The sequence below is a fragment of the Acidovorax sp. SRI_002 genome (genome assembly GCF_057586455.1).
Map to the genome: position 1 here is coordinate 136,528 of NZ_JBYCZW010000011.1, position 21,737 is coordinate 158,264.

General features: G+C 66.7%; 22 protein-coding genes. 16 read left to right on the top strand and 6 right to left on the bottom strand.

The window, feature by feature from the left end; genetic code table 11:
* The first annotated feature begins 305 nt into the window (after window positions 1-305).
* From AC2YJX_RS25370 to AC2YJX_RS25400, 7 genes are all read left to right on the top strand, one after another.
* On the top strand, window positions 306-1,208 hold the full coding sequence (locus AC2YJX_RS25370; RefSeq protein ID WP_487257637.1) for a LysR family transcriptional regulator: 903 nt from the start codon (window positions 306-308) through the stop codon (window positions 1,206-1,208).
* 190 nt (window positions 1,209-1,398) lie between these two features.
* Window positions 1,399-1,803, top strand: a complete 405-nt coding sequence (locus tag AC2YJX_RS25375) for a hypothetical protein (RefSeq protein WP_055395103.1) — start codon at window positions 1,399-1,401, stop codon at window positions 1,801-1,803.
* Window positions 1,804-1,828: 25 nt separating this feature from the next.
* Window positions 1,829-2,692, top strand: coding sequence for a LysR family transcriptional regulator (locus AC2YJX_RS25380; RefSeq protein WP_121507216.1), 864 nt, complete (start codon window positions 1,829-1,831; stop codon window positions 2,690-2,692).
* A gap of 113 nt (window positions 2,693-2,805) precedes the next feature.
* Window positions 2,806-3,111 (top strand): antibiotic biosynthesis monooxygenase family protein, encoded by a 306-nt coding sequence (locus AC2YJX_RS25385; protein ID WP_487257638.1) that lies wholly within the window; start codon window positions 2,806-2,808, stop codon window positions 3,109-3,111.
* A 160-nt stretch (window positions 3,112-3,271) separates the two neighbouring features.
* The gene (locus tag AC2YJX_RS25390) at window positions 3,272-4,234 is read left to right on the top strand and encodes a chemotaxis protein (protein ID WP_121419286.1); all 963 of its coding nucleotides are present in this window, start codon (window positions 3,272-3,274) and stop codon (window positions 4,232-4,234) included.
* Between the two features lie 329 nt (window positions 4,235-4,563).
* On the top strand, window positions 4,564-5,082 hold the full coding sequence (locus AC2YJX_RS25395) for a hypothetical protein (protein ID WP_228899876.1): 519 nt from the start codon (window positions 4,564-4,566) through the stop codon (window positions 5,080-5,082).
* 55 nt (window positions 5,083-5,137) lie between these two features.
* The gene (locus AC2YJX_RS25400) at window positions 5,138-5,875 is read left to right on the top strand and encodes a DUF4124 domain-containing protein (RefSeq protein WP_121507218.1); all 738 of its coding nucleotides are present in this window, start codon (window positions 5,138-5,140) and stop codon (window positions 5,873-5,875) included.
* Window positions 5,876-5,900: 25 nt separating this feature from the next.
* On the opposite strand, the gene AC2YJX_RS25405 is transcribed toward AC2YJX_RS25400, so the two are convergent.
* Window positions 5,901-6,857 (bottom strand): SDR family oxidoreductase, encoded by a 957-nt coding sequence (locus tag AC2YJX_RS25405; RefSeq protein WP_487257639.1) that lies wholly within the window; start codon window positions 6,855-6,857, stop codon window positions 5,901-5,903.
* 71 nt (window positions 6,858-6,928) lie between these two features.
* Between AC2YJX_RS25405 and AC2YJX_RS25410 the strand changes: the two genes are divergently transcribed.
* The 4 genes from AC2YJX_RS25410 to AC2YJX_RS25425 all read left to right on the top strand — a co-directional run bounded on the left by AC2YJX_RS25410 (window position 6,929) and on the right by AC2YJX_RS25425 (window position 12,007).
* Window positions 6,929-7,993: a CDP-6-deoxy-delta-3,4-glucoseen reductase gene (locus tag AC2YJX_RS25410; RefSeq protein ID WP_431152216.1), complete on the top strand. Its 1,065-nt coding sequence runs from the start codon at window positions 6,929-6,931 to the stop codon at window positions 7,991-7,993.
* Window positions 7,994-8,004: 11 nt separating this feature from the next.
* Window positions 8,005-10,248: a PAS domain S-box protein gene (locus AC2YJX_RS25415; protein ID WP_436130536.1), complete on the top strand. Its 2,244-nt coding sequence runs from the start codon at window positions 8,005-8,007 to the stop codon at window positions 10,246-10,248.
* Complete coding sequence (locus AC2YJX_RS25420) at window positions 10,245-10,937, top strand: response regulator transcription factor (protein WP_055395089.1); 693 nt, start codon at window positions 10,245-10,247, stop codon at window positions 10,935-10,937. Before AC2YJX_RS25415 ends, AC2YJX_RS25420 begins: the two co-directional genes overlap by 4 nt.
* An 80-nt stretch (window positions 10,938-11,017) precedes the next feature.
* On the top strand, window positions 11,018-12,007 hold the full coding sequence (locus tag AC2YJX_RS25425; protein WP_121507222.1) for a tripartite tricarboxylate transporter substrate binding protein: 990 nt from the start codon (window positions 11,018-11,020) through the stop codon (window positions 12,005-12,007).
* A gap of 201 nt (window positions 12,008-12,208) precedes the next feature.
* Here the strand turns inward: AC2YJX_RS25425 and folK are convergent, their stop codons facing one another.
* From folK to hda, 4 genes are all read right to left on the bottom strand, one after another.
* Window positions 12,209-12,736 carry a 2-amino-4-hydroxy-6-hydroxymethyldihydropteridine diphosphokinase gene (folK, locus tag AC2YJX_RS25430; protein WP_487257640.1) on the bottom strand — a complete coding sequence of 176 codons (528 nt, stop codon included), beginning with the start codon at window positions 12,734-12,736 and terminating at the stop codon, window positions 12,209-12,211.
* Window positions 12,733-14,325, bottom strand: a complete 1,593-nt coding sequence (pcnB, locus tag AC2YJX_RS25435; RefSeq protein ID WP_121507224.1) for a polynucleotide adenylyltransferase PcnB — start codon at window positions 14,323-14,325, stop codon at window positions 12,733-12,735. Before pcnB ends, folK begins: the two co-directional genes overlap by 4 nt.
* Before the next feature lie 63 nt (window positions 14,326-14,388).
* Window positions 14,389-15,108, bottom strand: coding sequence for a histidinol-phosphatase (locus AC2YJX_RS25440; RefSeq protein WP_431152211.1), 720 nt, complete (start codon window positions 15,106-15,108; stop codon window positions 14,389-14,391).
* A gap of 38 nt (window positions 15,109-15,146) precedes the next feature.
* Window positions 15,147-15,845, bottom strand: a complete 699-nt coding sequence (hda, locus tag AC2YJX_RS25445; protein WP_055395116.1) for a DnaA regulatory inactivator Hda — start codon at window positions 15,843-15,845, stop codon at window positions 15,147-15,149.
* 184 nt (window positions 15,846-16,029) lie between these two features.
* Between hda and purM the strand changes: the two genes are divergently transcribed.
* The gene (gene purM / locus AC2YJX_RS25450) at window positions 16,030-17,082 is read left to right on the top strand and encodes a phosphoribosylformylglycinamidine cyclo-ligase (protein WP_436130531.1); all 1,053 of its coding nucleotides are present in this window, start codon (window positions 16,030-16,032) and stop codon (window positions 17,080-17,082) included.
* Between the two features lie 52 nt (window positions 17,083-17,134).
* Window positions 17,135-18,235 (top strand): AI-2E family transporter, encoded by a 1,101-nt coding sequence (locus AC2YJX_RS25455; protein ID WP_121419276.1) that lies wholly within the window; start codon window positions 17,135-17,137, stop codon window positions 18,233-18,235.
* A gap of 100 nt (window positions 18,236-18,335) precedes the next feature.
* Here AC2YJX_RS25455 and AC2YJX_RS25460 read toward each other — a convergent pair whose 3' ends face one another.
* The gene (locus AC2YJX_RS25460) at window positions 18,336-19,406 is read right to left on the bottom strand and encodes an extracellular catalytic domain type 1 short-chain-length polyhydroxyalkanoate depolymerase (RefSeq protein WP_487257641.1); all 1,071 of its coding nucleotides are present in this window, start codon (window positions 19,404-19,406) and stop codon (window positions 18,336-18,338) included.
* A gap of 311 nt (window positions 19,407-19,717) precedes the next feature.
* Here AC2YJX_RS25460 and AC2YJX_RS25465 point away from each other — a divergent pair, with 311 nt between their 5' ends.
* The 3 genes from AC2YJX_RS25465 to AC2YJX_RS25475 are packed head-to-tail and all read left to right on the top strand — an operon-like array spanning window position 19,718 to window position 21,726.
* A complete protein-coding gene (locus tag AC2YJX_RS25465; protein WP_306556521.1) occupies window positions 19,718-20,287 on the top strand; it encodes a cysteine hydrolase family protein in 570 nt (189 codons plus the stop codon).
* Between the two features lie 15 nt (window positions 20,288-20,302).
* Window positions 20,303-21,094 (top strand): carbon-nitrogen hydrolase family protein, encoded by a 792-nt coding sequence (locus AC2YJX_RS25470; protein WP_487257642.1) that lies wholly within the window; start codon window positions 20,303-20,305, stop codon window positions 21,092-21,094.
* Complete coding sequence (locus AC2YJX_RS25475) at window positions 21,091-21,726, top strand: DJ-1/PfpI family protein (RefSeq protein WP_487257643.1); 636 nt, start codon at window positions 21,091-21,093, stop codon at window positions 21,724-21,726. The genes AC2YJX_RS25470 and AC2YJX_RS25475 overlap by 4 nt, the downstream gene beginning before the upstream one ends.
* The last annotated feature ends 11 nt before the right edge of the window (window positions 21,727-21,737 follow it).

The following is a 21,737-nucleotide window of genomic DNA, read 5'->3' on the forward strand; positions in this document are numbered from 1 at the left end:
GTCCTTGGGTCGAAGTTGCGATGTAGTGAGAATAGGAGATTGTCAAAGCGGGCGGTAGATGGCTAAATTGGCCTTCTCTTTGAAGCTCAACTTCACAATGGATGAATCACACCCTGAGTCGCTTTGCGCCTTCCCCCTCTCTCGCATGGCTGCGCCATGCGGGATGGGGAACCCCCAGCGCACTCCAGCGAAGCGCCGCACAAGCAGCCTGGCGGCCCTTGCGAGGGGGCACTGGCCTTGGTCGCGCCAGTTCCAAGGCATGGAGGCGGACAACAGCCCAGTGGGGATTGACGAGAAGACCTGATATGGAAGACCTCAAACGCATGGCGGTGTTTGCCGCCGTGGTGCAGCACGGCTCGATGAGCGGCGCCGCCCGCGCCTTGGGCATGAGCACTTCCGCCGTGAGCCAGCAGGTGCGCAAGCTGGAAAGCGATGGCGGTGTGACCCTGCTTCACCGCTCCACGCGCAAGCTGGCACTCACTGAAGCAGGCCAGCGCTACCACGCGCGCTGCGCCGCCATGTGTGCCGCAGCCGACCAGGCGCGGGCCGAGCTGGCCGCTTCGCGCGATGCCCCCAGTGGCGAGCTGCGGCTGTCGGCTACCGTCGGGTTTGCACGCCACATTGCCCCAGCGCTGGGCGAGCTGCTGGCCGCCCACCCGGCGCTGCGCCTGCGCCTGCTGGTAGACGATTCGCCCATTGACCTCATCAATGCCCGCATCGATCTGGCCGTGCGCTACGGGCGCCTGCAGGACTCTACCTGGGCAGCACGGCGCCTGGGAGGCATGCAGTGGTACCTGTGCGCGGCGCCCGGCTGGGTGGCTGCCCACGGCGTGCCACAGCACCCGGACGCACTGCTCTCGCACAGCTGGCTGGGCTTTGCGCGCGAAAACGGCGGCCTGCTGATCGACCTGCACAGCCCCACGGGCGATCCCCGGGCCCTGCGGGTGGAGCCGCGCATTGCCAGCAACAACCAGCTGTCGATCCAGCAGATGTGCGAGGCCGGGCTGGGCCTGGCGCTGGTGGGCAGCATGGATTCGCACGATGCGCTGCAGGCCGGGCGGCTGGTGCGGCTGCTGCCCGACTGGTCGTTTGGCACCCTGGACATCTGGGCCATGACACCCCAGCGCGACGCCCAGCCCGCCAAGGTGCGCCAGACCATTGCCGCGCTGCACCGCTATCTGAGCCAGCTGCCCGGCGTCACGGAATGAGAGGGGAACAGTCCGTGGGTGACTGCCTTCGGCGCCTTCCTTCGCAGGGATATCGCTGCCACTTTTTATCCATCATTTTTTTATCGTTCAGACCCACAAATTCCATCGTTGTGCAGGCAGCGCCGGCTGCCTAAAGTCGCCCCCCAAGAGCCTGCTTCTGGCCCTTTTAACCCCCGACTGGAGAGCGCACATGACGACCAACCTCACCACAAACTTCCCCATCGACCGCGTACTGGCCGCCTTTGAAAAAGGCGATGTCCCCACGCTGCTCGGTAGCGTTGCCGATGACCTGGATTTCCGCATCGACCACTACCGCGATGATGCAGACACGAGCTGGCAGGTCGCCCGCAACCAGGCCGATCTGCTGACGGTGCTGCAGCGCCTGGGCACGGAGATCTTTCCGCAAGGCACGCAAATCGTTCACACCCACAGCCAGCCGCTGGGCGACGACTGGGTGATGACCCAGCTAAGCCAACGCTTCTTTTATGGAGTACAACAGCGCGAAGTGGAGTCGCTGACCTGGATCCTGAGCCACTCGCAAAACGGCCAGCTCGACTACTTTCGCGAAACCGTCACCACGATCACCCCTACCTGACTGTGGCCCCGGCCCCTGAAACCCCATGCTGTTTGACCTGCGCGCCCTCGGCTACTTCGTAGCGGCCTACGAAGAACGCTCCGTAACCACGGCGGCGCGCCGCTGCTTTGTGGCGCAGCCGTCCATCAGCATGGCCATCAAGGGGCTGGAGGACGCGCTGGACACCGTGCTGTTCGAGCGAAGCCGCCAGGGTCTGGCGCCCACCCCCGCCGCCCACCGCCTGTACCCGCGCGCCTGCAGCCTGCTGGCGCAATCCAGCGCCATGGTGCGCGACTTTCGCGATGCGCCCCGCGAAACGCTGGGCGTGTTCCTGCAGGACGACCTGATGGTGGGCCCAGCCGCGCCGCTGTTTGCGCAGATTGCCGACCTCCTGCCCAACACGCTGGTCCGACTCACGGCCACAGCGCAGGAGGCCCGGCTGCGCCTGGTGGCGGAGCACTGCAAACCGCCCGGCGACACGTTTGTGTCGTTGTGGCGCGAGCCCTATGTGATGCTGTTGCCCGAGCAGCATCCCCTGCGCTTCAAGAAGAAATTCGGTCTGGCGGACCTGCAAGGGGTGCCGCTTCTTGAATGGCCCTACTGCCCGCTGCACCAGTCGTTCATCCGCCTGCTGGCCGAGCGCGGCATCGCCCTGGAGGTTCAGGCCAGCGCCGCACGCGAAGAGCTGTTGCTGCACATGGTGGACAGCGGCCTGGGCGTGGCGGTGGTGCCACAGTCCCACGCGGCGCATGCTCGCCGCTCGGTCACGCGCCCCCTCGATGGCCCCCTGGCGTTCTCGCGCCACCTGGGTCTGGCCTGCGATGCCTCGGATGCACCCATGCTCGCACTGCTAGGCCGCCTGGCCGACAGTTTGAAGGCCTCTGTGATTCCCCAGAGCAGCGTTGCCTGAGCCTCCCGCCTCCCGGTGTGGGTGGGCACAGAACAACAGGCTGCATACGGTAACCCGGCAGTCTTGCGGTAGAAACAGGCACTTCCCAAGCGCACAGCACGCCCAAGCCCACCATGGTTCTCGAAATCGCCCACCTCACCATCCGCCCCGGCCAGAACGCGACCTTCGAGCACGCCTTTGCCCAGGCGCAGCAGATCATTGCCTCGATGCCCGGTTACCTGTCACACGAACTGGGCCATTGTCTGGAGCGCCCGCAGGACTACGTGCTGCTGGTGCGCTGGGTCACCCTGGAAGACCATGAGATCGGCTTTCGCCAGTCGGCCCGGTACCAGGACTGGAAACAGCTCCTGCACCACTTCTACGACCCTTTCCCCACGGTATTGCACTTTGGGCCGGTGGCCCTGCCAGCCCCGGCTTGAGCCCGCAACCCGACTCCAACGTGTGACAGCGCTGCCACGCAAGGATGCGGCAGTGCACTATTCGGGTATTGCCTGAACATTTAGCGCACTGCGCACCCCGTTCTGATCCTAGAATTTGTAAACGCGCGTATCTTCTTCTTTTCTGCGCGAAGGACCCATCATGAAAGCAGTGCAGCAGGACATCGACGAGCGGACCAACCTCACCAGCACCAACAAGTTCGAACTGCTGCTGTTTCGCCTGGGCACCGACAGTGCTCTGGGCAAGTCAGAGCTGTTTGGCATCAACGTGTTCAAGATCCGCGAGATCGTGGCCATGCCCAGCATCACGCCGATCGCGGGCACCACGGCCCATTCGCTGGGCGTGGTCAACCTGCGCGGGCAGGTGATTCCGGTGCTGGACCTGCCGTCCATCGTGGGCTGCAAGCCCCAGACGGGCCTGAACATCATGCTGGTGACCGAATACGCGCGCACCACGCAGGCGTTTGCCGTCGAGTCGGTGGAAGACATCGTGCGACTGGACTGGAAACAGGTGCTCTCGGCCGAAACCAGCGGCGCCGCTGGCAAGCTGGTCACCAGCATTGCCCGCCTGGACGGCAACACGGATGAATCCCGCCTGGCCCAGGTGCTGGACGTGGAGGCCATCCTTCAGATGATCTCGCCCTCGGACGGCCACGAGGTCACCGAAGAAAAGGTTGGGGCCAAGCTCAAGCTCAAGCCCGGCTGCATCATCCTGGCGGCCGACGACTCGTTCGTGGCCCGCTCGCTCATCGAGCAAGAGCTCAAAGTGCTCAACGCCCCGTATGAAATGGTGAAGTCCGGCAAGGAAGCCTGGGACCGTCTCAACGCCATCGCGAAAAGCGCCGAAGCCGAGGGAAAAACGGTCTTGGACCGCGTCGCCATGGTACTGACCGACCTGGAAATGCCGGAAATGGACGGGTTTACCCTGACACGCAACATCAAGCAGGACGCGCGGTTTCATGGGTTGCCCGTGGTCATTCACTCCTCGCTGTCGGGCTCGGCCAATGAAGACCACGTGCGCAGCGTCGGAGCCGATGGGTACGTCGCCAAGTTTGTGGCGGAAGACCTGGCCGAAACCATCCGCCGGGTGCTGCCCAAGCCTTAAAGGCAGGGCGGCCTGTCGCGGAGCAGGCGCCCCGCCCCCACGGTCAGATATTGGGTAAAAAATTGGCCGCTTCCGCTAATCGGGCAATGGTTTATAGCTATTGTTTTTGAAGTTTCTCCACGGCAGCGCCCGGTCCCGACGGATGGGACAATAGGCGCCGTCCTACCGCGCACATCGACAGGCAGGTCAACCAAAACGGGGGGCCACGCGCTACATTGAAAGCGGCTTCAACGCGCCAGCCTCCGAAATTTGTAACACTCCGCCGGGGTGCTTTTCGGGGGCTTTACGAGCAGGGTGGAACGGCCACTCCCTGCCAGGGTCTGACCACCATGACAAACACACTTGCCCGCCTTATTTCTGCCACGGTCCTGGGCGCCGCGGTGACCGGCTGCGCCACGGTGCAGGGTGACCCGTACTACGAACCCACTCCGTACCGTGTTTATGAGCAGCCGGGTTACATCTACAACAACGCCCCGCCGGTGTACCCCGCGTATTCGGCGCCCCCAGCCGTTATCTACTACGGCGGACGCGATCGGGACGATCGCTGGGAGCGAGACCGCAACCGTAACGACTGGCGAGAACGTGAACGCGAACGGGAACGTGCCGAGCGCGACCGGCAGGCCCGGGAACGCGAGCGCGATCGCCGCGAACAGCAGGCCCGCGAGCTCGACCGCCGTCAGCGCGACCGTGACCAGGCCCTACGCGAGCAGGCTGAGCGCGACCGCCGCGCCGCAGACGATCGCCGCAATCGCCAACCCCCTCCAGGCCGTGTTGCGCCAGGCAGCTACTCGTTTGACCCCCACGACTGGCGCTCCCGCCAACAGTCCAACAGCCCCGACAAGCCCTGACAGGGGTTGACCAGGGCTCCCACCGCCACGCTTTTGCCCACCTTGGCCGCAGACCATGAGCCTCCGCAACCGCCATCTCGCCCTCTTCCTCTGTGTGTGCGCAGCCTGGCTGGGCACCGTGGCCCACGCACAAGTGGTGCGCTGCACCGACACCCGCACCGGCAAGGTGACCTATACCGATGGGGCCTGTACGGGCGGAGCGGCGGCGCGCGAAGTGGAAGCGCGCAAAACGCCGGAAGAACTCCAACTGGAACGCGAACAGGCCGCTGAGGCGCTGGAGCGCAAGCAACAGCGGCTGCAGGCCGAGGCCACCGCCGCAGAGACCGAGGCCCGCCGCAACGCCGAGCGCGACCGGGCACGCGCTGCGCAGGCCGCTGCCGCAGCCCCACAACCGCAGGACTACGCCCGCTCCCCGGAATGTGCACGTTCGCGGCGCAATTTCGACATGGTGGCTGCAGGCCTGTCGCGCTCGACCTATGAGCAGGAACTGCGGCTCGAAGCGGCCCAGAGGCAGGTGGACCTGGACTGCCTGGGCCCCCAGGGCTATGCCGAGGTCGAAAAGGCACGTGCCAACCAGCCGCGTGTGGTGGTGGTTCCTCCCTCCAGGCACCGCCCTCTCTACCCCGATCCGTTTCCCCAGGCAGGTACCCCACAACCCCCACCACGCCTCACCCAATGTGGCGACTTTCGCTGCACCGACAACCTGGGCAACACCTACCCCCGCACAGGTCCGGGGCGGTTTCCCGGGCCCGGTGGGGTCTGCCGCTCAAACGGCGGCCAGGCGCCCTGCTGATGCCACGGGCGCGCACCAGCAGGCCCTAACGCTGCGGCTGCCCGCTCAGCCCCTCGGCCACGCTGGAGTAGCGCAGCCGCAACCCCAGTTCCCGCACCATGCGCTGGTTGTCGAGCCGGCGTGACTCGCTCATGAAGCTCAGCAGCATCAGCGACAACTGCTCCTGCGCTGCAGTGCGGGGCACACGCGGGGGGCGCGGCAGGCCGTACAGGTCGGCGGCCAGGTCAAAGTAGTCGCCCATCTTCAGGTGGGTGGCGTCGCTCACGTTGTAAGTGCGCTGTGGCCGCCCTTTCCACATGGCGGCCACACAGGCACGCGCCAGGTCATCGGCATGGATGTGGTTGGTAAACACATCGTCTTCGGCCACCAGCACCGGCGTGCCTCGGCGCAGACGGGCCTCGGGCGTGCCGCCTTCACGGTCAGGTGCGTAGATACCCGGAATGCGCAGCACGCTGGCCTGCACACCGGCACGGCCCAGGTGGCGTACCGCAGTTTCTGCGTTCACGCGGCGCTGCGCCCGCGGGGTGCCGGGAGCCACGGCCCGCGTCTCAGGCACCAGGGCCCCTTGGCAATCGCCGTACACCCCACTCGTCGATGCATACACCAAGGACACCGGCAGGCTTCGCAGCCGCAGCGCGCGGGCCAAGGCCACGGTGCGGGGGTCCAGCCACCAGGCATTTCCTCCGGCCCCTTCGCCCGGAGGGGGCGCCAGGTGCAACACCCGGGTGGCCAGCCCGGCAAGCCTGCGCAGCGAAGGCGCATCGTCCAAATTGCCCAGGATGGGCCTGGCTCCCAGGGCGCGCAGCCCCGCGACCCGCGAGGGGCTGGACGTGAGCGCCATCACCCGCATGCGTGCTGCGCCGGGGCCTGATTGCAGATCGCGCAGGATGCGTTGACCTACATCACCGCAACCCACGATCAGGAGGCGTTCACGGCGAAAGCGCGCAGGGAGGGCGCCAAGGGGGCTTTGTATTGAAGGCAAAATTGGGTCCGTTTGCTTGGCTTTTGCTGGGCCGATAGTTTGATCGAAGACGATTCCAAGGATACCCACACATGACCAGCGCAGAGGCTGCAACTCCCGCAGCGTTCCAGATCACCGTGCAGCCCAGCGGCCGCGCTTTCAGTGCCAATGCGGGCGAGGCCATCCTGTCCGCCGCCATCCGCAGCGGCGTGGGCCTGCCCTACGGCTGCAAGGACGGCGCCTGTGGTTCGTGCAAGTGCAAGAAGATCAGCGGCGCCGTGCACCACGGCGAACACCAGTCCAAGGCACTCACGGCCGATGAAGAGGCTGCAGGCTTGGTGCTGACCTGCTGCGCGCAACCGCTGACCGACGTGGTGCTCGAATCACGCCAGGTCACTGACGAAAGCGCGTATCCGATCAAGAAGATGCCGGTGCGCGTATCTACCCTGGAAAAAAAATCCCACGACGTGATGCAGGTGCGCCTGCAGCTGCCCGCCGCCGATACCTTCCGCTACCACGCGGGCCAGTACATCGAATTCATCCTGCGGGATGGCGCCCGCCGGGCCTACTCGATGGCCAACGCGCCCCACACGCAGGCTGAAGCGCCGGGCGTGGAGCTGCACATCCGCCACATGCCGGGCGGCAAGTTCACCGACCATGTGTTCGGCGCGATGAAGGAAAAGGAAATCCTGCGGGTGGAAGGCCCGTTTGGCAGTTTTTTCCTGCGCGAGGACTCCGACAAGCCCATCGTGCTGCTGGCCTCGGGCACGGGCTTTGCGCCCATCAAGGCGCTGATCGAGCACATGCAGTTCAAGGGCATCACACGCCCGACCGCGCTGTATTGGGGCGGCCGCCGGCCGGGCGACCTGTACCTGCATGACTGGGTGCTGGCGCGTGCGGCCGAAATGCCCCACCTCACCTACGTGCCCGTAGTGTCCGATGCCATGCCCGAAGACGGTTGGACTGGCCGCACCGGCTTTGTGCACCAGGCGGTGATGGACGACTTTGCCGACCTCTCGGGCCACCAGGTGTATGCCTGCGGGGCGCCCATCGTGGTGGACTCGGCCCGCGATGCCTACAGTGCACAGCGCGGCCTGCCCGCAGAAGAGTTCTATGCGGATGCCTTCACCTCCGAGGCGGACAAGCACGGCGGCTGACCGGGGCGCACATGCCAACCACCCCGGCTGAGCCCGCTGCACCCCGTGCGCCGCTGGCGCTGCCGCCTCCCGGCACTGCGCTCCCACCAGGGCGGATTTCGCGATGGCGCGCCGCAGTGCGCGGCACGGGCCCCATGGCGGCCGTGGTGGGGCTGGCGGTGCTCCTGGTGCTGGGCGCGGGAGAATGGGCAACCCAGAGCGAACTCGACAACCAGTGGGACAACCTGCGCCGCTCGGGCGAGGTGCAGGCCCTGGCACTGCGCGGCGTGGCCACCCGCTACAGCTATCTGCCCTTCACGGCGGCGCAGCAGCCGCTGATTGCCGAGTTGCTGCACAACCCCGGCGCACAACCGCTGCGCAGCGCTGCCAATGCCTACCTGCAGACCATCAATGCCAATGCAGGCTCGGACACGCTGTATGTGATGAACACCGACGGGCTCACGGTAGCCTCCAGCAACTGGGACACCCCCACCAGCTTCGTGAACCAGAACTACGGCAATCGCCCGTATTTCCGCGATGCACTGCAAGGGCAGCCGGGGCGGTTTTACGGCGTGGGCAAGACCACCGGCGAACCTGGGCTTTTTGCATCGGCACCCGTGGTGGAAAACGGCCGGGTGATCGGCGTCGTGGCCGTGAAGGTGTGGATGCAGCCCATCGTGGACACCTGGGCGCAACTGCGCGACCCGGTCTTCGTGACCGATGAGCGCGGCATTATCTTCCTCGGCTCTGTCCTCCCCTGGCTGTACCAGACCACGCGCCCACTGCCCGAGCAGGACGTGCAGCAGGTGCAATTCGACGAGCAGTATGGCGCACGCTGGACACCCCAGCCCGTGCCCTGGAAAACGCTCCAGCGCGACGGCCAGCCAGGCACCGAGATCCTCGTGCCCGGCACCGGCAAGCGCTATCTGGCCCTTGAAGAGCGCCTGCCCGACCTGGGCTGGACGCTGACCCTCACGGCCGACAGCAAGGCCGTCGCCCTGGCGCGCCAACAGGCCTGGGCACTGGCGAGCCTGGCGTCGGGCCTGCTGGTGCTCGGCGCCCTGTACTGGCAGTTGCGCGAACGGCGCCTGCAAGAGAACCGGCAGGCCCGCATCGAGCTGGAGCAGCGCGTCCAGGAGCGCACCCATGCACTGCAGCAGGCGCAGGCATTTCGCCAGTCGATGGAAGACTCGCTGCTGGTGGGCATGCGCGCGCGCGACCTCGAAGGCCGTATCGTCTACGTGAACGCCGCCATGTGCGACATGGTGGGCTACAGCGCAGACGAGCTGATCGGCTGCCTGCCGCCCTACCCCTACTGGCACCCGGACGACCTGGACCGGCACTGGAACGACAGCGACACCGCCCTGGCCGGCAAAGCCGCGCCCCAGGGCAACGAAAACCGGCTGCGGCACCGCAACGGCTCCGACGTGTACACCATGTTCTACACCGCACGTCTCATCGACGGCAACGGCCAGCACATCGGCTGGATGAGTTCGGTGGTGGACATCACCGCCCAAAAACGCGCCGAAGAACAGCAGCAGCAGCGCGAGGCCCAGCTGCAGCGCGTGCAGCGTGTGATCACCGTGGGCGAGATGGCCTCTACGCTGGCGCACGAGCTGAACCAGCCACTGGCCGCCCTGGTCAACTACGCCGCCGCAGCGCGCTCCCTGGCGGCGCAGGGCAAAACCGAGCTGCTGAACGACAGCCTCACCGCACTCTCCAGCCAGGCCCTGCGCGCCGCCGACATCGTCGGCCGCATCCGCCGCTGGGTGCGCCAGCACCCCGAGGCCCGCGAGCCCTGCGACCTCAATGCCGCCGTGGACCAGTCCCTGGGCCTGCTCCTGCGCGCCGAGGCGCGACGGCACGGGGTGGCGGTGCGGCTGGACCTGGCCCACGGCCCGCTGCGCGTGAATGCCGACCGCGTGCTGCTCGAACAGGTGGTGCTGAACCTGGGTCTCAACGCCTTGCAGGCCATGCAGGCGATGCGCGCAGATGCCACGCCGCCCGAGGCGCACGAACTATTGCTGCGCACCACGGCCGATACCCGGTTTGCCTGCCTCGAAGTGCTGGACCGGGGGCCTGGCCTGCCACCGGAGATCGCCGAACGCCTGTTCGAGCCCTTCTTCACCACCCGTTCCGACGGCCTGGGGCTGGGCCTGAACATCTGCCGCTCCATTGTCGAAAGCATGGGCGGCGAGCTGCTGGCGCGCAACCGCGACGGCGGCGGCGCCGTGTTTGAAATCCGGTTGCCCCGCATTTTCTTGCCCCCACCATGACCGACAGCCATCCGACCACTCCCGTCACCGTCAACACCACAGTTCCCGCGAATGTCTACGTCGTGGACGACGACGAGGGCGTGCGCAACTCCCTGGCCGCCCTGCTGCTGGCCGGTGGCCATGCGCCCCGCACGTTTGCCAGCGGCCCCGAGTTCCTGGCCCGCGCCGACCTCGCCCACCCGGGCTGCGTGCTGCTGGACCTGCGCATGGACGGCATGAGCGGCCTGCAGGTGTTCGATGCCCTGCGCGAGCGCAATGCCGTGCTCAAGACCGTGTTCCTGTCCGCCCATGGCGAACTGGCCTCCGCCGTCACCGCCGTCAAGCAAGGGGCCGTGGACTGGCTCGAAAAACCCTGCGACGAGCAAACCCTGCTGGCCGCCGTGCTTCGGGCCGCGAACCTGTCGCTGGAAGACGCACAGCGCGCACAGCGGCGCAACACCTTACGGGAGCGCTGGAACACGCTGAGCCCGCGCCAGCAAGAGGTGGCGCGCCTGCTGGCCACCGGCATCAGCAGCAAGGAGGTGGCCCGCGCGCTGGCCCAGCGCGACCCGGAGCGGCCTATCGACCCGCGCACGGTGGACACGCACCGCTCTGCCATCTTCCTGAAACTGGACATCCGCTCGTCGCACGAGCTGGGCATGCTGGTGGAAGATCTGGGGCTGGCAGAAAACACGTTGCGCACGCTGTGACAGCCCTCCACAGGCACCCTCCACAGCTGCCGTCCACCAGTTTTCGTAAGCAGTCTTATTATTTTTTGCACAATGGCACCATGAACCGCAGAAACCACCTCATCGCCAGTGCCGCTGTTGCAGCGGCTTTTTCATCCCCCTTCGCGGCCTCGGTCGCGCTTGCGCAGGACTCCGGCCAGCCCATCCGTCTGGTCGTGCCCTACGCACCCGGTGGGCCCATCGACGTGACGGCGCGTGCACTGGCCGAGCGCGTGCGCGACTCGCTGGGCACCGTGATCATTGAAAACAAGGGCGGTGCCGGCGGCAACATCGGTGCCGACGCCATTGCAAAAGCCGCACCCGATGGCCTGACCATCGGCATCGCCGCCACGGCCACGCATGCAGTGAACCCCTGGCTGTACGCCAAGATGCCCTACGACGCGGGCAAGGACTTCGCGGGCATCACGCAGATGGTGCGTGTTCCTAACGTGCTGGTCATCAACGCCGCCAAAGCCGAGCAGCTCAAGATCAACACCCTGGCCGACCTGATCGCCTACGCCAAGGCCAACCCCGCCAAGCTCAACTACGGCAGCGGCGGCAATGGCAGCGCGGGCCACTTGGCAGGTGAGATGTTCAAGCAGCGCGCGGGCATCTTTGCGCTGCACATCCCCTACCGCGGCGCCAACCCCGCGCAGCTGGCACTGCTCGCGGGCGAGGTGGACTTCAACATCGACAACCTGGCGGCCGCCGCGCCCAATATCCGTGCCGGCAAGCTCAAGGCCCTGGCCGTGACCTCGCTGGACGCCTCGCCCTCGCTGCCGGGCGTGCCACCCCTGTCTGCTACTTTCAAGGGCTTTTCCATCGACACCTGGTGGGGCCTGGTGGCACCCGCAGCCACGCCCAAGCCCATCATCGACAAGCTGAACAAGGCCTTTGTAGCCGCCCTCAATGCGCCAGAAACCAAGACCCGCTTTGGCGCCTTGCTGGCCGAACCCGTACCCACCACACCGCAGCAGTTCGACAGCTTCATGGCCAGCGAACGCGCGAAGTACCAGCAGGTGGTGAAGGCGTCCGGGGCAAGAGTCGATTGACCCCCTGAGACGCTGCGCGTCATCCCCCAAAGGGGACGCCACCGGTGGCCCGGCAGAGCCGGTTCCACGGTGGCACTGGCGTTGGGCCGCGCCAGTTTCATCCGGTGCGGGTGAATCAGTCGCACGGGGAAGGATTTTTAAGTGTTTTTGGCCTCTAGCGCTGATCCAATAAGCGCTAGCAGCTCCTGATTCAGGAGCAATTTATCCACCCACCACAGCGTCCGCCCAACCCGGGCCTTCCAGCCGGTGGATGTCCTGCGATGCCACGGCCTGCAATGCTGCGGCGTCCACGCGCTCGGGCGCAAGTTCGGCCAGGGGGCGCAGCACAAACGCGCGCTCGGCCATCCGAGGGTGGGGCACAGTGAGCTCGGGGGTGTCGATGGCCTGGCCGCCAAACCACAGGATGTCCAGGTCCAGCGTGCGCGGGGCGTTGCGGTAGGGGCGCTGGCGGCCAGCGGCTTGTTCGATGGATTGCAGGGCCTGCAGCAGGGGCTGCGGGGCCAGTGCCGTGGTCAGCTCGGCCACGGCATTGAGGTAGTCGGGCCCACCGGCATCGACCGGCGCGCTGCCGTAGAGCGGCGACACGCGTGTGACCCGGGTGCCTGGCAACTGGTCGATTGCCGCCAAAGCATTGCGCAAGGCCGTCTCACGCTCGCCGAGATTGGCGCCCAGGCCCACGTAGACCAGGGCGGGCCGTTCGCGCTCGTCGCCGAGGTCCGGCAGATTCACTCGCCCGCCGCCGCAGGGGCTGCGCCTTCGCCGCCTCCCGCACCACCGGGCTTGCGACGGCGGCGGCGGCGCTTCTTGGGGGCACCACCTTCGGAGGGGAACTCAGCGTCGCTGTCGACAGGTCCGGCGTCTGACCCTTGGGGCAAGCCGCGCGGATCGGCGGCGGGTGCAGCGCGGGGCACGCGCTTGACCACGGGCTGCGCTTTCTGGCGGGCTTTCTGTTCTTCTTTTGCCTGGTCCATCAGGTCATCACGGCGCTCATCGTCGGCGGTCTGGAAGTCCTGCCACCACTCGGCCAGCGCTTCTTCCACTTCACCCACATCGGCGCGCAAGCGCATGAAGTCGAAACCGGCGCGAAAGCGCGGCTGCATCACCATGCCAAACGGTGTGTTGCCCACGCGCTTTTCAAAACGCGGTTGCATGACCCAGATCTCGCGCATGTCGGCGGCCAGTTTGCCCCGGCCGGACACATCACCAATGCGCTTGTCGAACACCTCGTCGATGGCCTCCTGCAGCGCGGGAAGCGGGTGCTGGCGCTGGTTCAGGCGCGTCTGCCAGCCATTGCGCACGTCTTCCCACAGCACGCAGGCCAGGAGGAAGCTCGGGGCGACGGGCTTGCCTTCGTTGACGCGGCGGTCGGTGTCCACCAGGGCGGCTTTGACAAACGGCGTATCGGCGCGCTCCACGGCCACGTCCAACAGCGGGTAGATGCCCTTGGCCATGCCCAGCTTGCGCAACTGTTCAATGGTGGCAATGGCGTGGCCGGTTTGCAGCAGCTTGAGCATTTCGTCGAACATGCGGCTCTGCGGCACCTCGGCCAGCAGCGCCTGCGACTGCACCAGCGGGGCTGCCGACTTGGCCTCGATGCTGAAACCCAGGCCGCTGAGCTTGGCTGCAAAGCGCACGGCACGGATGATGCGCACCGGGTCTTCGCGGTAACGCGTGGCGGGGTCGCCAATCATGCGCAGTGTCTTCTTCTTGGCGTCCTGCAGGCCCTTGTGGTAGTCGACCACGATCTGGCTCACCGGGTCGTAGTACATGGCGTTCACGGTGAAGTCGCGGCGCGTGGCGTCTTCGTCCTGCGGGCCCCAGACGTTGTCGCGCAGCACGCGTCCGCTGGCATCCACAGCGTGCTGCATGCCCGACAGCTGGGCCTTGCTGGTCTTTTCGTTGCCCGCCACCTGGCCTGCAGCGGCGTTGTCTAGGTAAGCGCGGAAGGTGGAGACCTCGATCACTTCATGCTCACGCCCCCGGCCGTGCACCACGTGCACGATGCGAAAGCGCTTGCCGATGATGAAGGCGCGGCGGAACAGCCCCTTGACCTGCTCGGGCGTGGCGTTGGTGGCCACGTCAAAGTCCTTGGGGCGCAGGCCCAGCAGCAGGTCGCGCACGGCGCCGCCGACGATGTAGGCCTCAAAACCTGCTTGCTTGAGCGTGGCAACCACCTCGGCAGCACGACGGTCCACCAGCTCGGGGTTGATGCCGTGCACCGAGGCGGGCACCTCCTCGCGCTTGCCGAAGTGGGGCTTGCCGCCCGAGGTGCCGGGCGTCGATTTGCCCATCAGTTTGTCTAGGAACTTCTTGATCATGGAGTGAAAGGTTTCAGGGGGTCGGGCACGAAACGGCGGCTGGTGGGGGCTGCAAGGCGCTCATCATTCAGCTGGTGGTGCAGGCGTTTCGGCATCGGCCGCAAACAGGTCCAGTATGCGCCAGCCGCGCTCCTGGGCCAGGGCGCGCAGGCGCGGGTCGGGGTTGGTGGCCACCGGGTGGTTCACCTTCTCCAGCAGGGGCACGTCGTTCATCGAGTCGCTGTAGAACGTGCTTTCGACATCTCCCCAGGCCAGTTGCCGCTCGGCCAGCCATTGTTCCATGCGGCGCACCTTGCCTTCGCGCATGGTGGGAATGCCGTCGATCTCGCCGGTGTACCAGCCGCTGGCGTCGCGCACCAGTTGCACGGCCAGAAGTTGCGACACGCCCAGCGCCTGCGCGATGGGCGTGGTCACAAATTCGTTCGTGGCAGTGACGATCAGCACCTCGTCGCCTGCAGCCTGGTGCTGGCGGATGAGGTGGAGCGCCATTGGTTTGATGGCCGGGGTGATGACCTCGCGCATGAACTGCTGGTGCGCGGCCGCCGCCGCCTCGGGCCCGCGCAGGCGCACGGCCTCGGTCGCAAAACGCACGTAGTCGTGCACATCGAGCGTGCCAGCCTGGTAGTGGGCGTAGAACTCGTCGTTGCGGCGCGCGAACTCCACGGGGTCGTTCCAGCCGATGCGGATGGTGAATTCGCCCCACTCGTAATCAGAGTCGAGCGGCAGCAGCGTGTGGTCCAGGTCAAACAGCGCAAGCCGCAAGCGGCGGGGTTCAGAAGTCATTCAGGTTCACACGTAAAAAAAGACGTGGGGGCACGGCGTTATTCCGATTCCAACATTGTCTTGAGCAAGGGAATCGTGATGGCGCGCTGGGTGCGCAAGGCAAAGGCATCCAGCTGGTCCAAGAGCTGCATGAGGCTGCCCAGGTCGCGCGAGAAGCGGTTGAGCATGTAGTCCATGACTTCGTCGCCCAGGAACACGCCACGTGCGTCGGCCTCCTGGCGCAGCACGGCGCGGCGCTCGGCCTCGCCCAGCAGCTGCAACTGGAACACATGGCCCCAACCCAGGCGGCTGCGCAGGTCGTCGCGCAAGGGCAGGTCTGCCGGGGGCAGGTTGCCAGCAGCCAGCACCCAGCGCTGGCTGCCGCTGGCGGGGCTGATGGCGTTGACGAACCAATTGAACGCGGTGGCCTGCTGGGCTGTGCTGTACAGGTGCACGTCGTCCATGAGCACGGCTGCCCAGTTTTCGTCGAAATCAGGGGGTTCGGCGACGGCCGGGTCGAGCCAGCCTACGCTGGAGCCCTGCTCGCGCAGGGCCTGGCGCACGGCCTGGAGCAAATGGGTCTTGCCACTGCCGGGCTCGCCCCACAGGTAGGTGGGCACGGGGGAGCGGGTGGCCTCGCTGCTGCCCTCGCCGGCGGCCAAGCGCAGATGTTGCAGGGCGGCTTCATTGGGGCCTGCATAAAACCGGGCCAGCGTGGGCCCTGTGGCCAGGCCGATGTCCAGTGCCAGTTGCTTCATCATGGCTGCCGCCCACAGGCACGCAGGCAGAGGGTTGGGGCATGAAACAGCATGGGCTTGAAGGACAAAACAGGGCGGTGTGAAGGGGTGAGCGGGTGGCACTGGGTGCGCAACCCGTAAAATCTGGGCAAATTTTAGTCTGCTGCGCACGCTGTTCCGTGCCGTCCCTGCCTTGAGCACCCCTATGAGCACCTCTGCCACCTCCCCCACCCCCCTGTCCTACAAAGACGCTGGCGTTGACATCGACGCGGGCGATGCCCTGGTCGAACGCATCAAACCCCTGGCCAAGAAGACCATGCGCGAAGGTGTGCTGGCGGGTATTGGCGGCTTTGGCGCGCTGTTCGAAGTGCCCAAGCGCTACAAGGAGCCGGTGCTGGTCTCCGGCACCGACGGCGTGGGCACCAAGCTCAAGCTGGCGTTTGAATGGAACATGCACGACACCGTGGGCATCGACCTGGTGGCCATGAGCGTGAACGACGTGCTGGTGCAAGGCGCCGAGCCCCTGTTCTTCCTGGACTACTTCGCCTGCGGCAAGCTCGATGTGGACACGGCTGCGGCCGTGGTGGGCGGCATCGCCAAGGGCTGCGAACTGAGCGGCTGCGCGCTGATCGGCGGCGAAACGGCCGAAATGCCCGGCATGTACCCTGCCGGTGAATACGATCTGGCCGGCTTTGCCGTGGGCGCGGTCGAAAAGTCCAAGATCCTGACCGGCAAGGACGTCAAGCCCGGCGACGTGGTGCTGGGTCTGGCCAGCCATGGTGTGCATTCCAACGGTTTCAGCCTGGTGCGCAAGTGCATCGACCGCGCCGAAGCCGCTGGCACCCTGCCCGCCACGCTGGACGGCAAGCCCTTCAAGCAGGCCATCATGGAACCCACCCGCCTGTACGTGAAGAACGTGCTGGCTGCGCTGGCGGTCCATCCGATCAAGGCCCTGGCCCACATCACCGGTGGCGGCCTGCTGGAGAACATCCCCCGCGTGCTGCCCGAAGGCACGGCCGCCCATCTGACCAAGGGCAGCTGGCCCCAGACCGAGCTGTTTGCCTGGCTGCAAAAGACCGCCGGCATCGACGACATCGAGATGAACCGCACCTTCAACAACGGCATTGGCATGGTGGTGGTGGTGGATGCCGCCAACGCTGAGGCCACAGCCGCCACACTGCGTGCTGCGGGCGAGCAGGTGTACACGATTGGCACGATCGCTGCGCGCGCCGAAGGCGCCGCCGTGGTGGTGGCCTGATCGCCCCCGCCCGCGTTCATTCAACCCCACCGCACACGACCAGTTTCAGCGCATGGCGCAGCGCCCCCCTTCTGCCCCCGTCGCCCCCGCACCGCCCGAGCCCACCACGCTGCCACCGCGCGCCCTGACCCGGGGCGTTGTGGTGGCCAGCTACCTGTTGGTGGCGGCCGTGCTGCTGCTGGTGATGTGGCGCGGCCTGCTGCCGGGCCTGTTGTGCGTGTGCCTGGGCTTTCTGCTCACGCGAGCCCTCACGCGCTGGTTTGCCCAGGGCCTGGGACGGGTGCAGCGCCAGTCCACACCTTCCGCCCGCAGCCTGCGGGTGGCGCAGGTGGTGGCGGCAGGTCTGGTCATGCTGCTGCCGCTGGCGCTGCTGGCCGCCGGACTGACGCACTCGCGGGGTTATCTGGTCGATGCCCCGCAGCAATACCGTGAGCTGCTCAACTACATGGCGCGCACGGTGCTGGAGCTGCGGCTGAAGCTGCCTGCCGACATGGCGGCCCACCTGCCCGAGGGCGCGGCTGAAATCCAGCGCATCATCGCCAACTACCTGGGCGCCAAGGCCGGCGCGCTGGCCATGGCCGGGCGCGCCTGGCTGGCAGGGCTGCTGTTTGCCTATGTGGGCCTGCTCATCGGCGCGCTGGCGGCCGTGCGCCCACCAGCCCTCGCGCGCGGCCCGCTGGCCCAGCAGCTCAAGCTGCGCATCACGCTGTTTGGCGAGGCGTTCCGGCAGATCGTGGCCGCGCAGTTCTGGATTGCGGCGTTCAACACCCTGCTCACCGCGCTGTTCCTGCTGTTTGTGCTGCCGCTGTGGAATCTGGAGCTGCCCTACACGCCCGTGCTGATCACGTTCACGTTCATTGCCGGGCTCGTGCCCATCGTGGGCAACCTGGTGTGCAACGTGGTCATCACCATCGTGGGGCTGTCGGTGTCGCCGCTGGCGGCGGCCGCCTGCCTGGGCTTTCTGATCCTGATCCACAAGGCCGAATACGTGATCAACGCCAAGGTGGTGGGCCGCCGCACGCAGATGGGCGTGTGGGAGCTGCTGAGCGTGATGTTCGTGGCCGAGGCCGTGTTTGGCCCCGCCGGGCTGGTAGCGGCCCCGCTGTTTTATGCCTACCTCAAGAAGGAACTGGTGGCAGCGCGGCTGGTGTAGCCGGCCATGGATGCTGCCACCGGCAGCATCAAACACCACATTCACTACAAATGTAATAGCTGCTCGCGCTTGACAGATAAGCGCTAGAGCCTATTTTTATTCATTTTTTTGCAAACTGCCGCGCCACAAAGGCCCACACCAGGGCCGAGGCATTCGGCCCGGCCGGATCGCTGAACGGCAATTGCGCCACGCCGCCGCTCCAGGCGTGGGCCAGCCCCGCCACTTCGCGCAGTGCCACCACGGTGCGGCCCCGGGTCTTGAATTCGGTCACCCGCATGGCATGGCGCTGACCACGCTGCAAGGTGCGCAAGGCTCCGGCCCGCGCGCCCAGCGCGTCCGCCCACAGCAGGGCCGTGGCCGCCGCGTTACGCACCGAGACCACACCATCGGCATCGCCATGCAGCACCAGCAGGGGCGGCAGCGGCAGCACGGAAGGGGTTGCGCCCTGGTTGAGGGAGACACCCAGGGGCTCTGGCAGGTGCGCAGCGCGCCGCCCGTGCATGGCGGCCAGCGCCGTGGCGGCCGATTCGGCCGTGCCCGGTGCCACCCCAGAATGCATGGCCACGGCACAGAACCGCTGGGGATAGAGCGCGGCCATCAGCACGGCCATGCTGGCACCGGCCGACAAGCCCGCCACGGCCACACGGGCCAGGTCCACCGGGTAGCGGCGCGCCACCTTGTCCACCGCAGCCAGCAGCGTGGCTGCTTCGGCCTGGGCCTTGCCGTTGCGGCGCTCAAACCAGTTCCAGCAACCATGGGCGTTGGCCATGCGCTCCTGCTCGGGGTACAGCACCAGAAAACGCTCGCGCGCGGCCAGCCGGTTCATGCGCGTGGCGGCAGCCAGATCGCCCCCCGTCTGGCCGCAGCCATGCAGCATGACCAGCAAGGGCAGTTTCTCGTCTGCTTTCAGCGCCAGCCCTGGCGGGATGTAGAGGTGGTAGCGCCGCGCGCCCGCAGGCCCGGGTGCAATGCCACCGACCCACTCTCCGCGAGCGGGCACGGGCTTGCTGGCCGCGCGCCGGGCTGGCACGGCTGGCGCAGGCACCACCCGGCGCGGCGCAGCCGGGGCCTTGGCGCGCACAGGGCGCGCCACCCGGGCAAAGGCCTTCAGGTTGCGCTGGTAGGCCCGCGTCAGCGCTGACAGGGAAAACAAGCGGGAGCGTCTGGCCATGGCGGGGAGTCGTGTAGTGGGTGGGCTGTAGAGGGCAAAAAAATTTAGGGAAAACCCTAATCACCATAACAGCTTATGCGGCTCACCGCGCAAAACTATCAATTTGATAGCTACAAAACATTACCCATAAAGCGTTAATCGCCTTTTTCCAGACAACCCCATGGCCCGCTTGCCCACCATTCCCTGTGAAACCTCACCAAGACCTCCACCGATGGCGTAAATTGATCGAAACCTGTCCCGTCTGGCGCGGACTCCACGCCTTAGCGCAATAAAAATAAAGGCTTCAAACCATCCATCGAAAGAAGCACACCATGAAAACATGTCTGATTGTGATTGACGTCCAGGAGTCCTTTCGCCACCGCCCTTACTTCACCACGCACGACCTGCCCGCCTATCTGCAGGCCCAGAACGCCCTGATCGAAGGCTGCGTGGCGCGCGGCGTGCCGGTGGTGCGGGTGTTCCACAGCGAAGGCCCCGAAGTGCCCGAGAATGCGTTTTCGCAGGTGTCAGGCCAGGTGCGCGCACTCGACGGCCTGGCGCCCTTCGAGGCGGCCGCCACCTTCACCAAGTCGCGCCACAGCGCGCTGGTGGGCACGGGACTGGACGTGTGGCTGACGCGCCATGGCATCCAGCGCCTCATCATCAGCGGCATCCGCACCGAACAATGCTGCGAAACCACCACGCGCCACGCCTCGGACCTGGGCTGGGAGGTGGACTATGTGACCGACGCCACCTTGACCTGGGACATGGTGCAACCCGACGGCCAGACGCTTGCAGCCGCCGACATCAAGACCCGCACTGCCACGGTGCTGCAGGGCCGCTTTGCCACCCTGCGCACCGTGCGGGAAGCCCTGGACGCCCTGGAAGCGGCCGCAGCCTGACCGCCGGAGAACACCATGCGCGCCACTGTCTGCGAATTGCCCTACCAACCCCATCTGCTCGAAGCTGCGTGGGTAGCACTGTGCGCCCACACCCGCAGCGCGCAATCCAAGCTGGTGCTGCTGCCCGAGTTCGCCTTTGTCGAGCCGGTGTGGGAATCGCTCCCCGCCGATCCTGCACGCTGGGGCGCCGCCGTCGCACTCAGCGACGCCTGGGCAGCCCGCCTGCCCGAGCTGGGCGCCGACTGGGTGGTGGGCGCGCGCCCGGTCACTGCGGGCGGGCAGCGCCTGAACGAGGGCTTTCTCTGGTCCGCGCAGACCGGCTACGCGCCCCTGCGGCGCAAGTTCCACCTGCCCGATGAACCGGGTGGCTGGGAGGCCCAGTGGTTTGAGCGCGGTGATGCAGCATTTCCCCGTTTCAACGCCGGGCCGCTGGCCTTCGGCCTGAATATTTGCACCGAACTCTGGGCGCTGGACACCTATGCCCACTATGCGGCGCTGGGTGGGCTGCAGGCCATCCTGTCGCCGCGCGCCACAGCGGCCGCCACCACGGACAAATGGCTGGCCGTGGGCACCGTGGCCGCCGTGCGCACTGGCGCCTACAGCCTGTCGTCCAACCGCGCGGACCACGCCGCAGGCACCTATGGCGGCGCGGGCTGGGTCATCAGCCCCGATGGCGCCCTGCTCGCCCGCACCACGGCAGAACAACCCTTTTGCACCGTCGATATTGACCTGAACGCCGCAACGACTGCGCACGGCACCTATCCGCGTTATGTGTTTGCCCACCACCCTCCCCGCACCACACCATGACCACGCCATCTGCCATCAAACCCCCAAAGCCCCTGCAAGTCGCCATCCTCGTTTTTGACGAGGTGGAAGCCCTGGACCTGGGCGGCCCCTACGAAGTGTTCACCACCGCCGTGCGCATGGCGCAGCGCCTGCAGCCTGGCGCACCCGCGCCATTTGCCGTGCAGTGCGTGGCCCGCAGCCTGGCCCCCGTGCGGGCCCGCGCTGGTCTGCGCGTGCTGCCGGACGCGGACTTCACCAGCGCCACCGCGCCCGATGTGCTCATCGTGCCCGGCGGCGTGGTGGACGCCGCCGCGGCCTGCGCAGACACCCGCGCCTGGGTGGCCCAGGCGGTGCGTGGTGCGCAGATCACCGCATCGGTGTGCACAGGAGCATTCATCCTGGCAGCCGCAGGCGTGCTGACCGAAGGCCCTGCCACCACCCACTGGGAGGACATTGCTGACCTGCGGGCGCAGTTTCCCACCCTGGATGTGCGGGAAAATGTGCGCTGGGTAGACCGGGGGGCGCTGGTCACGTCGGCCGGCATCAGCGCCGGCATTGACATGAGCCTGCACCTGGTCACCCGGCTGGCGAGCGCAGCACTTGCGGAGCGCACCGCCCGCCAGATGGACACCCCGTGGAACAGGGAGCCATAAACCCCCTTGGG